Origin of the sequence: Rhodococcus sp. 24CO (genome assembly GCF_050586165.1) — a bacterium.
Lineage (GTDB): Bacteria > Actinomycetota > Actinomycetes > Mycobacteriales > Mycobacteriaceae > Rhodococcus_F.
Genome location: NZ_JAZFNF010000010.1, coordinates 78,128 through 91,263, shown reverse-complemented (window position 1 = coordinate 91,263; position 13,136 = coordinate 78,128). Strand labels below are relative to the sequence as shown.

Genomic DNA, 13,136 nt, shown 5'->3' with positions numbered 1-13,136 from the left:
ACGCTTGGGGCAGACTGGTGGAGTGACTTCACGTACTCAGGGACCAGTCTTCAAGGGCGGCAATCTGCCGCCGGCCAGTGCCGGACTTGCCGAGCGCACCACTCATGATCCGGACGCCGGAGGGCACTTCGGTGTCTACGGCGGACGGCATGTGCCCGAGGCGCTCATGGCGGTTATCGAGGAAGTTACCGCCGAATACGAGAAGGCCCGCAGCGACGACGCTTTCCTGAACGAACTCGACCGACTGCAGCGCGACTACACCGGACGCCCGTCGCCGATTTTCGAAGCAACGCGCATGAGCGAATACGCGGGCGGCGCTCGCATCATCCTCAAGCGTGAAGATCTGAACCACACCGGTTCTCACAAGATCAACAACGTCCTCGGTCAGGTGCTTCTGGCCAAGCGAATGGGCAAGACGCGCATCATCGCCGAGACCGGAGCGGGACAGCACGGCGTCGCCTCGGCCACCGCCTGCGCGTTGCTCGGCCTCGAGTGTGTCATTTACATGGGTGCGGTCGACACCGAGCGTCAGGCGTTGAACGTCGCCCGGATGCGTCTGCTGGGCGCCGAGGTCGTCTCGGTCGAAACCGGTTCGCGCACACTCAAGGATGCGATCAACGAAGCTCTCCGCGATTGGGTTTCCCACGCTGACGATACCTACTACTGCTTCGGCACCGCTGCCGGTCCGCATCCGTTCCCGACCATCGTTCGCGATTTCCAGCGGGTCATCGGTCTCGAGGCCCGCGCTCAGGTTCAGGCATTGACCGGTCGGCTTCCCGACGCCGTCACGGCTTGCGTCGGTGGCGGTTCCAACGCCATCGGTATTTTCCACCCGTTCATCGACGATCTGTCCGTGCGGTTGGTCGGTTACGAGGCAGCGGGCGACGGCGTCGAAACCGGTAGGCATGCAGCAACATTCGCAGGCGGAACGCCAGGCGCATTCCAGGGTGCGTACTCGTACCTGCTGCAGGACGAAGATGGTCAGACCATCGAATCGCATTCCATCTCCGCAGGTTTGGACTATCCGGGTGTCGGACCGGAACATGCGTATCTCAACGACATCGGTCGGGCCACCTACGAGCCCGTCACCGACTCCGAGGCAATGGATGCCCTCCTGCTGCTCTCGCGGCGCGAAGGCATCATCCCGGCCATCGAGTCCGCGCACGCGATTGCCGGCGCGCTGCGCCTGGGCAAGGAACTCGGCGAAGGCGCCATCATCCTCGTCAACCTGTCCGGTCGTGGCGACAAGGACATGGATACTGCCGCGAGTTGGTTCGGTCTGTTCGACAACGCAGACCAGCCCGCAGACCAGAACAACACGGAAGGCTCGGACAAGTGAGCGAACGACCATCACGCCTCGCATCCACGTTTGCGGCATGCAAGGCGGAAAACCGAGCTGCGCTCGTCGGATACCTGCCCGCAGGCTACCCAACGGTGTCCGAATCCATCGACGTCTTCAAGACGATGGTCGACGGCGGCTGCGACATCATCGAGGTCGGGGTCGCGTACTCCGACCCCGTGATGGACGGACCGACCATTCAGCGTGCCGCTGAAACTGCCCTGAGCAACGGCGTCCGCTTGCACGACATCTTCACCGTCGTCGAGCAGATCAGCTCGGTCGGCGGCAAGGCCGTAGTCATGACGTACTGGAACCCGGTCATGCAATACGGCATCGACAAGTTCTCCCGCGACCTTGCTGCCGCAGGCGGACTCGGACTGATCACCCCCAACCTCATCCCAGACGAGGCCGCCGACTGGATGGAGGCGTCCGAGAAGCACCACCTCGATCGGATCTTCCTCGTGGCACCGTCGTCTACCGAAGAGCGTCTGGCAATGACACTTGAGGCAAGCAGCGGGTTCGTGTACGCGGCCTCCACGATGGGTGTCACCGGAGCGCGCGACGCAGTGTCGTCGATGGCGCCGGAACTCACCGCACGGATCCGCGCGCATTCCGATATCCCGGTCGGTGTCGGGTTGGGCGTTCGCTCCGGCGCCCAGGCAGCAGAAATTGCCGGCTATGCCGACGCAGTGATCGTCGGGTCTGCGCTGGTCTCGGCGGTGGAAAACGGACTCGGAGCTGTCCGCGCCCTCACCGAAGAACTCGCTGAAGGTGTCCGCTCGGCTAACGTGGCGTCGTGACGTCAACTGTTGAACTACTGGCCTACATTCCCAGTCCTCCACAAGGTGTCTGGTACATCGGGCCCGTAGCACTGCGCGCCTACGCGCTCTGCATCATCGCCGGAATCATCGTCGCCATCGTCTGGGGCGACCGGCGGTGGGTCGCGCGAGGCGGCGAGAAGGGCACCGTTCTCGATATCGCAGTCTGGGCCGTGCCGTTCGGATTGATCGGTGGCCGGCTGTACCACGTGCTCACCGACTGGCCGCAGTATTTCGGTGAAGGCGGCACACCGATCGACGCACTCAAAGTGTGGAACGGTGGCCTCGGAATCTGGGGCGCAGTCTTCCTCGGCGGTGTCGGCGCATGGATCGGGTGCCGCAGGCGTGGGATCCCCGTCGCGGCGCTGGGCGACGCCATCGCGCCTGGTGTGCTGCTTGCGCAGGCGATAGGCCGGTTCGGCAACTACTTCAACCAGGAGTTGTACGGGCGCGAAACGACAGTGCCGTGGGGCTTGGAAATCTTCCAGCGTGTGAACTCGTCAGGTCAGACTGATGCGTTGTCCGGTGTATCGACCGGCGTCGTCGAGAAGGTCGTGCACCCCACCTTCCTGTACGAGGCCGTGTGGAACGTCCTCATCGTCGTCCTGCTTGTCGTGGTCGACCGTCGATTCAAGATCGGCCATGGGCGTCTGTTCGCCCTCTATGTGGCGGGCTACTGCGCCGGTCGGTTCTTCGTCGAACTCATGCGCGACGATCCGGCGTACGAACTTGCAGGCATTCGCGTCAACTCCTTCACCTCGGTGATCGTGTTCGTGGCGGCAGTTGCGTACTTCCTGCTGGCCAAGAAAGGTCGTGAAGATCCTTCCGAATTGAAGTCCAAGGACTACGTCGAGAACGCGTCTGTCGAGAACTCAGCTTCGGGGGCCACCGACAGTGATACCGACTCGGATGACGGTGTCGCAACGGCAAAGGCAGCCGATTCAACCGGCGTGGACGCAAAGCAGGACGTTGATCTGAAGAAGCCGGACAAGCCATGACTGGTCCGTATCGCACCCAGTTCGAGGTATAAAGATCACTTGCCTCAACGATTTGCCGGACCGTCGTCGACCCGAAGGAATGCACGTTGCCTGACTTGAACAAGTATCCGGATCCAGCAGAGTCGGGGGACTCCTCGAACTCTCAGTCCCCGGTTCCCCCACAGTTCGGTTCGCCCTTCGATTACGAGGCAACCGCTGATGCTTCCCTGAGTGAAACCTCGGCGCCCACGGAGAAGACTCCGTCAACCGAAACGACGGGCACCGGTCCTGGCTGGGACACGTATGCGGGAATGGGTAACGGCCCGGGCTGGGGAAGTCATCCGATTTACCCGCCGCCGGCGGGGTCAGAGCCCACCACTGCTTTCCCGGCCTCATCTGATCCCACGGCTGCAAACCCCACGGCCGCCTATCCGCTCTCGGAGCCCGCGCCGCCGAACTACCAGCCGCCGAGCAACGAGCAGCCGACTTATCAGCAGTCGTACCAGCAGCAGAGCTATCCGCCTCCCGCGGATGGTCCGGTGTACGGAGTCCCAGCCGATCAGAGCGCAAATCCGTATGCAGCGCCACCGGTTCAGGGGTACACCGCTCCGCCGCAGAACCCTGGTTACGGGCAGCAGCCCTATGCCCAGCCTTTCGGTTATGTCGATCCTTCGGCGCCGTTCGGTCGTGATCCGATCACCGGGCAGCCGTTCTCCGACAAGTCGAAGGTGACGGCCGGCCTGCTCGGCATTCTGCTCGGCGGATTCGGAGCCGGCCGGTTCTATCTCAATCAGCCCGGTACCGCGATCGCACAGATTGCGGTGACCTGGTTGACGTGTGGAATCGGTGGAATCTGGCCGTTGGTCGACGGCATCATGATGCTCACGGGAAGTGTGAAGGACAAGTACGGGCGACCACTCCGCAGCTGACCCGCTCGCTCGTCTCACCGTGGCACCTCGATACCGGGGTGCCACGGTTTTTTCTTTCGCAACCTGCACATACCGGCTGTAAACTGACCCTTGCCGGTTGCGGGTTCGTGTGGCGGCCCCGCATGGTGGAGGGCACGCATGCTGTTTTCTCAGATGCCTGGTCCACAGGGGCTGTACAACCCCGATCAGGAAGCAGATTCGTGTGGTGTCGCCGTTGTCGCTGACATCTACGGCAGACGCTCTCATTCGATCGTGCGAGACGGCTTGTCTGCACTGCGCAAGCTGTCCCATCGCGGCGCCATCGGAGCAGATTCCACTACAGGCGACGGAGCGGGGATACTTCTTCAGTTGCCCGTCGAACTACTGAGGGCGGCCACCGACTTCGTGTTACCGGATGTAAACGGGCGTGGTGAGAGTAGGTTTGCGGCCGGTATCTGCTTCCTTCCCCGAACTGCGCAGCCCCGGCGGAATGCGATCGAGCGGATCGAGCGGTGTGCGAGTTCTGCGGGATTGGCGGTACTCGGCTGGCGAGAAGTTCCTGTCGATTCGGAGGTCTTGGGTACATCGGCTACGGAATGCGCGCCGTTCATCAGTCAGTGCTTTGTCGCGGACATACGTGGGGGCTCGGCGGGTATCGCTTTGGATCGCCGTGTCCTCGAACTACGTAAGCAGGCCGAACGGATCACCCCAGATGTTGTGGACGAGGGTTCCGGCGCCTACTTTCCATCGTTGTCCGCGCGAACGATGGTGTACAAGGCGATGGTGACGCCGTGTCAGTTGCCGCTGTTCTACCCGGACCTGCAGGACGAGCGGATGCGTAGCGCACTGGCCGTCGTACACAGCAGGTTCTCGACCAACACCTTTCCGTCGTGGACGTTGGCGCAACCGTTCAGATTTGTTGCACACAACGGCGAGTTCAATACCATTGTGGGAAACAGAAATTGGATGCGCGCGCGCGAGCCGCAACTTCGGAGCGAGCTCTTCGGCGGCAACCTCGACGGGCTGACGCCGATCTGCACGTCCGGGGTGTCGGATTCTGCGTCGTTCGACGAGGCGCTCGAGCTCTTGTCCCTCGGTGGGCGCAGTGTGCCCCATGCTGTGGCGATGATGATTCCCGCTGCCTGGGAACAGGATTCGGCCATGTCGGCCGAGTTGCGTGCATTTTATCAATTTCATGCATGCCTGATGGAGGCATGGGACGGGCCTGCTTCAGTGACGTTCACTGACGGCACCGTGGTAGGAGCTGTCCTCGACCGCAACGGGCTTCGGCCGGGGCGCTGGTGGCGCACCCGGGCGGGTCTGGTCGTATTGTCCAGCGAGAGCGGTGTGTTCGATGTGCCGCCGGCCGACGTGATTGCAAAGGGACGACTCGAACCCGGTCGAATGTTCCTGCTGGACACGTCGCAACAGCGCATTGTTCCAGACGACGAGGTCAAGTCCGAGTTGGCCGGAGCGGCGCCCTATCAGCGCTGGCTCGACGCGAACCTCACGCTGGTCGGCAACACACCTGATCCGCCCAGATCCCGTGGTGACCCGGCGGTATTGGTGCGGCATCAGCAGGTCTTCGGGTACACCGAGGAAGAGTTGAGTGTAGTTCTGACGCCGATGGCCGCCACCGGTCACGAGCCGGTGGGATCGATGGGAACCGATACTCCGCTGGCAGTGCTCTCGGCGCGTCCCAGGTTGCTGTACGACTACTTCGTTCAACTGTTCGCGCAGGTCACCAATCCACCGTCGGATGCGATTCGAGAAGAAGTTGTCACCACGTTGTCGGTAGTTCTGGGCTCCGAACAGAATCTCCTCGACCCGGACGAATCATCGTGTAGGCGAACCCTGGTGCACAGGCCCGTGGTGTCCCGGGCTGAACTGGCGGAGATCGTCCGCGTATCCGGCGCTGGTTGTGTGACGACACTGCACGGTGTGTTCGACATTGCCGCCGGCGCAGAAGGTCTGGAAGCGGCGCTCGACGAGCTACGCGACGAAGCCGGTGCAGCAGTAGACGCCGGGCGCCACATCCTGGTCATCTCCGATCGACCGTGGGACCGTGACCACGCGCCGATTCCGTCGTTGCTCGCAGTTGGCGCAGTCCATCACCACCTCGTACGGAAGCGTCGGCGCAGCAAGGTCTCGTTGATCGTCGAGACCGGCGACGCTCGGGAGATTCACCACTGCGCATTGCTGCTCGGATACGGCGCTGCCGTTGTCCACCCGTATCTGGCACTCGAGTCGGTTGCGGAATGTGGCCTGGACGGGGTGGATTCGGAAACTGCGGCGACGCGTTACCTGGACGCGGCCAATCAGGGCGTGCTCAAGGTGATGTCGAAGATGGGAATCTCGACTGTCCAATCCTATACCGGTGCACAGGTATTCGAGGCCTTCGGACTGAGTGCACGGCTTGTCGACGAGTACTTCTGTGGCACCACGAGCAAGCTCGGCGGCATAGGTATCGCGGAGCTTGCCGAGGACGTGTTGGTGCGCCATTCCGCCGCGCATGCCGGTCGACGTCAACTCGACTTCGGCGGTGAGTACCACTATCGCCGGGATGGTGAGATGCATGTTTTCACACCGGAATCGGTGTTCTTCCTCCAGCACGCCACACGGTCCGGCCGTGCGGACGTGTTCCGTCGGTACAGCGACGAGGTCGATCGAAGCAGCGCGCAGGGCGGAACACTGCGGGGGCTACTCGGTTTCCGAAGCGGAATTCGGCCTGCAATCAGCGTCGACGACGTGGAACCTGCCGAGGCGATTCTGCGCCGATTCAACACCGGAGCCATGAGCTACGGCTCCTTGTCCGCGGAAGCCCACGAGACGATGGCGATTGCGATGAATTCCATGGGCGGGCGATCCAATTCGGGAGAGGGCGGCGAGGAACGGGATCGCCTGTACGACCGTGCGCGTCGTAGCGCCGTGAAACAAGTTGCCAGTGGCCGGTTCGGCGTGACCAGCGATTATCTGGTCAGTGCAAGCGATATTCAGATCAAGATGGCGCAGGGAGCCAAGCCGGGCGAAGGTGGGCAACTACCGGGCAGCAAGGTGTATCCGTGGATTGCCCGGACGCGATATTCGACGCCGGGTGTCGGTCTCATCTCGCCGCCGCAGCATCACGACATCTACTCGATCGAGGACCTCGCACAACTGATCTACGATCTGCGCCAAGCCAACAACAAGGCCCGGATTCACGTCAAACTTGTCAGCGCTGTCGGCGTCGGAACCGTTGCAGCAGGCGTGGTCAAAGCGCATGCTGACGTGGTGCTGATCTCCGGTCACGACGGCGGTACCGGTGCGGCCGCGTTGACATCGATCGAACACGCCGGGACGCCGTGGGAGCTCGGGCTCGCGGAAACTCAGCAGACATTGGTGCTCAATGGGTTACGGGAAAGAGTTGTGCTGCAATGCGACGGTGGGATGCGCACGGCCCGTGATGTTGTCGTGGCAGCGTTACTCGGCGCGCAGGAATACGGTTTCTCGACGGCGCCGTTGATCGCCTCCGGTTGCGTCATGATGCGAGTGTGCCATCTCGACACCTGCCCGGTCGGGGTGGCGACGCAGAATCCGCAGTTGCGGGCGCGGTTCACCGGACGCCCCGAGTACGTCACCAGTTTCTTCCGGTTCATCGCCGACGGTGTGCGGGAGATACTGGCCGACATCGGTTTTCGAAGCCTCGACGAGGCGGTGGGGCGTGCTGACATGTTGGTGCCCTGCACCGAAAGTGGTAATCGGAAGAGTCGCCACCTGGACTTGGCGCCACTCCTGTCGGTTCCGGTCGCGGCAAGGCGCGGCGCCTCTGGTCCGGCGCGGCCCGGCATCGGTGATCTCAACAGGATGCTTGTCGAGCGCGCTACCGACGCACTCCACAATGCGACACTCGTTCGGATCGACTGCCACGTCCATACCGGGGACAGGGCAGTGGGTACAGCCCTCGGCGCCGAGGTGACCCGGAGATACGGGGCACCAGGGTTGCCGGACAACACCATTCTGGTGCGGCTCCACGGAACAGCCGGTCAATCGCTCGGTGCATTCCTACCGCGAGGGATCACGCTCGACTTGACCGGCGACGCCAATGATTATGTGGGAAAGGGGCTTTCGGGAGGTCGGATAGCCCTCCGTCCCGACGCTGACGTCGGCTTTCGCCCCGAGGAGCAGGTGATTGCCGGCAACACACTCTTGTACGGGGCCACTGCAGGGGAACTGTTTGCGCGCGGCCGGGTGGGGGAGCGCTGTGCTGTGCGCAATTCCGGCGCCGACGCAGTTGTCGAAGGGGCAGGTGATCACGCGTGTGAGTACATGACCGGCGGGCGGGTGGTGATCCTCGGTGCAACCGGTCGAAATCTCGCAGCGGGGATGTCCGGCGGTATCGCATTTGTTCTCGACGTCGATCCGAACAACGTGAACCTGACGTCGGTCACGTTGCAGGAACCGACGCCCGACGATCTCCAGTGGTTGAAGATGATGATGACCGCCCATGTCGAATGGACGAGGTCCTGCGTCGGGGCCCGTCTGCTTGCGCATTGGTCGTGCGAGTCGGGGCGATTCACCAAGGTGATGCCGGTGGACTACGAGCGAGTAATCGAGGAACAAAAACTGGCAGGCGTAGCGGAGGCCGGCGACATTGTGACGGAGCGGGCCAGTGCCTGATCCGCGGGGTTTCCTCGGTGTCGCGCGAGCTGCGACGCCGATGCGCCCGGTGCCGGAGCGAACAGCTGACTGGAGTGAGGTCTATACCGAGCTTCCCACCGATCAGCGCAAGCGCGAGGTGTCCGAGCAAGCATCGCGCTGCATGGATTGCGGAATTCCTTACTGCCATTCGGGTCTGTCCGGGTGCCCTTTGGGGAATCTGATTCCGGACTGGAACGACCTTGTGCGGCGCGACGACTGGTCCCTTGCCGCGGACCGATTGCACGAGACCAACAACTTTCCGGAGTTCACCGGACGGCTGTGTCCGGCACCCTGTGAAACTGCCTGCGTACTTGCTCTTTCCAGTCACTTGACCAGCGGAAGTGTGGCAATCAAACGCATCGAAGCGGCGATTGCCGACACCGCGTGGGAAGACGGTTCGGTGCCCCCGCAGATCCCGACCGCGGATTCCGGTGCCCGGGTGGCCATCGTCGGGTCGGGACCTGCGGGTCTCGCTGCGGCGCAACAGCTGACGCGTGTAGGTCACCGAGTGACGGTGTTCGAGCGGCATGACCGCGCCGGCGGGCTGCTGCGATACGGCATCCCCGATTTCAAGATCTCGAAGCACCACATCGACCGCAGGCTTGAACAGATGCGCGCCGAGGGGACCGAGTTCGTGACGGATTGTGATGTGGGAACCGACCTCGCGGCGGGCGAGCTCCTCTCGATCAACGACGCCGTTGTTCTGGCAGTCGGTGCCGGGAGAGCACGCGACGTCGAGGTTCCTGGCCGTCACCTGAAAGGAATTTATCCGGCGATGGACTACCTCGTGCCGGCCAACCGCGAATGTGCTGGTGACGGGCCGAGCAGGATCAGTGCAGCGGGCAAGAATGTCGTCATCATCGGCGGCGGTGATACCGGTGCCGATTGTCTCGGAACCGTTCACCGTCAGGGAGCTGCGTCGATTGTCGAATTGGATTTCCACGAACAACCCCCACTCGAACGCGACGACGGCGCAGACCCGTGGCCACTCTGGCCGTTGGTGCTGCGGAGCGCTCCCGCCGACGCCGAAGGGGGAGTGCGTGAGTTCGAGGTAGCCGCTCAGGAATTCACGGGTAAGAGTCACGTCCGGGCAGTGCGCGTCGCGCCTGTTCACGTGTCTCGGGATGAGAGTGGTCGACGAATTGCCGAACCGGTGGGGGCTGTCTTCGATGTGCCGTGTGACCTCGTGTTCTTGGCCGTCGGGTTTACGGGCGTCGAGCGCAGCGGCTTGCTGCGCGGCTTCGGGCTCGAGCCGAATTCACGAGGGGTGATCGCCTGCGGACGCGACTGGCAGACTTCGTGCCCCGGCGTCTTCGTGTGCGGTGACGCACACCGGGGTGCGTCGTTGGTGGTGTGGGCAATCGCCGAAGGACGCTCGGTTGCGCGCGCGGTCGATCGGTATCTGACTGGGGCATCGACACTTCCGGCTCCCGTGCATCCTGGTGCGTTGCCACTCGTGATCAGGAACCGAAACTGAATCGAGTAAGAACAAAACATGCACGTCGGACGCGCCGGATAGAACTGCGCACTGCGAGCGACTAGGCTCGAGCCGTGAACCGACGGACAAAAATTGTATGCACCCTGGGACCCGCAACAGCTACCGGTGACCGGATCCGTGAGCTCGTGGAGAGCGGCATGGACGTGGCCCGGCTCAACTTCAGCCATGGCGAGCACGCCGATCACGAAGAGAACTACATCCGCGTCCGCGCAGCGTCAGACGCGACAGGCAAGGCCGTCGGCGTCCTCGCCGACCTGCAGGGCCCAAAAATCCGCCTCGGTCGATTCAAGGACGAGCGGACCGTCTGGGAAAGCGGTGAAGAGGTTCGTATCACCGTCGACGACGTCGAGGGCACTCACGACCGCGTCGGAACCACGTACAAGGAACTCGCGCGCGACGCCAAGGCCGGCGATCGATTGCTCGTCGACGACGGCAAGGTCGGTCTTGTTGTCACTGCGGTCGAAGGCAACGACGTCGTTTGCACGGTCACCGAGGGTGGACCGGTCAGCAATAACAAGGGCCTTTCGCTTCCCGGCATGAATGTCTCCGTTCCGGCATTGTCGGGCAAAGATATCGCCGATCTGGAATTTGCCCTGAAGTTGGGTGTCGACTTCATCGCTCTGTCCTTCGTTCGTTCGCCTGCGGACGTCGAACTGGTTCACGCCATCATGGACCGAGTCGGTCGCCGCGTTCCCGTTATCGCGAAGCTCGAAAAGCCGGAAGCTATCGACAATCTCGAAGCTATCGTGTTGGCATTCGACGCTGTGATGGTTGCCCGTGGCGACCTCGGCGTGGAGTTGCCTCTCGAGCAGGTACCGCTCGTACAGAAGCGTGCCATCCAGATCGCCCGCGAAAACGCCAAGCCCGTCATCGTGGCAACGCAGATGCTCGAGTCGATGATCGAGAACTCGCGCCCCACCCGCGCTGAGGCTTCCGACGTTGCCAACGCTGTCCTCGACGGCGCCGACGCGGTCATGCTTTCCGGTGAGACATCGGTTGGCAAGTACGTCATGGAAACCGTCCGCACGATGGCACGCATCGTCGAGGCAGTCGAAACCGAATCCACTCGCGTTCCTCCGCTCACCCACGTGCCGCGCACCAAGCGAGGCGTGATCTCCTACGCTGCGCGTGATATCGGAGAGCGTCTCGACGCCAAGGCCCTTGTTGCCTTCACCCAGTCCGGCGACACCGTGCGCAGGTTGGCGCGTCTGCACACCCCGTTGCCGCTGCTCGCGTTCACACCGTTGCCCGAGGTGCGCAGTCAGCTGTCACTCACCTGGGGAACCGAAACATTCCTCGTCGACTCGGTGTCCACCACCGATGAGATGGTGCGTCAGGTGGACAGTGCGTTGCTGTCGCTCGGGCGCTACGCGAAAGGCGATCTTGTTGTTATCGTTGCCGGTTCGCCTCCGGGAACTGTGGGCTCCACCAACCTGATTCACGTTCACCGCATCGGCGAAGAACTCCACTAGCGTGAGCGACGCGGACGCGTCGACAGACCTGGAAACACTTCTCGGTCTGCTCGATCTCGAAAGTATCGGAGACGACGCGTTCCGCGGTCATCACCCGGCGCAGGTAAGTTCGCGGACGTTCGGCGGTCAATTGGTGTCTCAGGCACTGATGGCCGCCGGCCGTACCGTCGACGGTGATCGACCGATCCACGCGATCAACGGCCATTTCATTCGCGGCGGAGATGTCAAGGCGCCCATCGAATATCGCGTCGAGAGGCATCGCGACGGGCGCGCGTTCGCAAACCGTCAGGTCACCGCGTATCAAGGCGACAACGAGCTGTTCGTGATGCTCGCAGCGTTCCAGGATTCCGGTAAAGGGCTCGAGCATGCCGTCGAAATCCCGGACGTTCCGTTACCGGAGTCGTTGCCGCCCTTGGGTGATCGACTGTCCGGCTACGAGGCGACGCTTCCGCATTTTGTGGGCGCACTCAAACCGATCGACATGCGTTACGCCAACGATCCGGCGTGGATTTTGAAAGGCACGGGGGAGAAGCTCACCCATAATCGCGTGTGGATGCGACCGGACGGTGTGCTGCCGGACGACTCCCTGATTCACGCCGCTGTGTTGGCGTACTCGTCGGATACCACTGTGCTGGATTCCATCCTGACCACCCATGGATTGTCGTGGGGGCACGATCGGATTGTTGCAGCGACGGTGAATCATTCGATCTGGTTTCACAGGCCGTTCCGCTTCGACGACTGGGTTCTGTACGCGACGGAGTCACCGGTTGCCGCGGGTTCACGGGGATTGGCAACCGGGCGATACTTCTCGATCGAAGGCATGCTGATGGCAACGGTGGTGCAGGAAGGCGTCATCAGGCACTTCCCCCGGAGGGGGGAATAGGACCCAGCCCCCGGAGGGGGAAATAGGGCCCAGTCCCCGGAGGGGGGAATAGTCAGGCTGATTTGCGGTACTGCGATGCCAGTTCGTCGGCGCGATCCCAGGGCGACCAGTCGACTTCACGGCCGTCGAGTTGTGCCGCAACCACTTCCAGGCCGGCATGCCAGCCAGCTGCGTGCGCGTACGCGGACTCCTCGTCCTCCATCGTGTGTGTGAGGGTCAGCCAACATCCTCCCGTGCCGTCGGGGTGAAGTTCCCAGTGCAATGTGTCTGCGTCCCACAGGTACTCGAATATGTGGTGAGGATGGACGCTGATGACAGTGCCGTGCGTGCTGTGATCTGCGGGCAATCCGTACCGCTTGACCTGTTGTGGCGTCACTTTGAACAGTAGATCTGCGCCGGGAGTGAGTGGGAAATCGACGTCGGCGGGAAACCACATGTCGAGGAATTCGCGTTGAGTGATGACTTTCCATACTTTGTCCGGCGATTGTGGAACGGCGAGCCGGAAGTTCAGAGACACCCGACCGTCGTACGTCAGGTTGATTGTGCCGTTGTCCATCGGTGCCT

General features: G+C 62.5%; 9 protein-coding genes. 8 read left to right on the top strand and 1 reads right to left on the bottom strand.

What is annotated here, in order from left to right:
• The first annotated feature begins 22 nt into the window (after window positions 1-22).
• The 8 genes from trpB (at window position 23) to V2B23_RS24535 (ending at window position 12,572) form a co-directional block, all read left to right on the top strand.
• Window positions 23-1,339, top strand: a complete 1,317-nt coding sequence (gene trpB / locus V2B23_RS24570; RefSeq protein WP_430952690.1) for a tryptophan synthase subunit beta — start codon at window positions 23-25, stop codon at window positions 1,337-1,339.
• On the top strand, window positions 1,336-2,139 hold the full coding sequence (gene trpA, locus V2B23_RS24565; protein WP_430952689.1) for a tryptophan synthase subunit alpha: 804 nt from the start codon (window positions 1,336-1,338) through the stop codon (window positions 2,137-2,139). Before trpB ends, trpA begins: the two co-directional genes overlap by 4 nt.
• Window positions 2,136-3,155, top strand: a complete 1,020-nt coding sequence (gene lgt / locus V2B23_RS24560) for a prolipoprotein diacylglyceryl transferase (protein WP_430952688.1) — start codon at window positions 2,136-2,138, stop codon at window positions 3,153-3,155. The genes trpA and lgt overlap by 4 nt, the downstream gene beginning before the upstream one ends.
• Window positions 3,156-3,241: 86 nt before the next feature.
• Window positions 3,242-4,063, top strand: a complete 822-nt coding sequence (locus V2B23_RS24555; protein WP_430952687.1) for an NINE protein — start codon at window positions 3,242-3,244, stop codon at window positions 4,061-4,063.
• A 138-nt stretch (window positions 4,064-4,201) separates the two neighbouring features.
• Window positions 4,202-8,698, top strand: a complete 4,497-nt coding sequence (gene gltB, locus V2B23_RS24550) for a glutamate synthase large subunit (protein ID WP_430952686.1) — start codon at window positions 4,202-4,204, stop codon at window positions 8,696-8,698.
• Window positions 8,691-10,196 (top strand): glutamate synthase subunit beta, encoded by a 1,506-nt coding sequence (locus V2B23_RS24545; RefSeq protein WP_430952685.1) that lies wholly within the window; start codon window positions 8,691-8,693, stop codon window positions 10,194-10,196. The genes gltB and V2B23_RS24545 overlap by 8 nt, the downstream gene beginning before the upstream one ends.
• A 74-nt stretch (window positions 10,197-10,270) precedes the next feature.
• Window positions 10,271-11,689, top strand: coding sequence for a pyruvate kinase (gene pyk, locus V2B23_RS24540; RefSeq protein ID WP_430952684.1), 1,419 nt, complete (start codon window positions 10,271-10,273; stop codon window positions 11,687-11,689).
• Between the two features lies 1 nt (window position 11,690).
• Window positions 11,691-12,572, top strand: a complete 882-nt coding sequence (locus V2B23_RS24535; RefSeq protein ID WP_430952683.1) for an acyl-CoA thioesterase — start codon at window positions 11,691-11,693, stop codon at window positions 12,570-12,572.
• 52 nt (window positions 12,573-12,624) lie between these two features.
• Here the strand turns inward: V2B23_RS24535 and V2B23_RS24530 are convergent, their stop codons facing one another.
• Window positions 12,625-13,128 carry an SRPBCC domain-containing protein gene (locus tag V2B23_RS24530; protein ID WP_430952682.1) on the bottom strand — a complete coding sequence of 168 codons (504 nt, stop codon included), beginning with the start codon at window positions 13,126-13,128 and terminating at the stop codon, window positions 12,625-12,627.
• Between the last annotated feature and the right edge of the window lie 8 nt (window positions 13,129-13,136).

What these genes read in the sequence shown, in the direction of transcription:
- gltB (WP_430952686.1), top strand. Translation starts at nt 4,202, where the DNA reads ATGCTGTTTTCTCAGATGCCTGGTCCACAGGGGCTGTACAACCCCGAT.
- V2B23_RS24530 (WP_430952682.1), bottom strand. Translation starts at nt 13,128, where the DNA reads ATGGACAACGGCACAATCAACCTGACGTACGACGGTCGGGTGTCTCTG.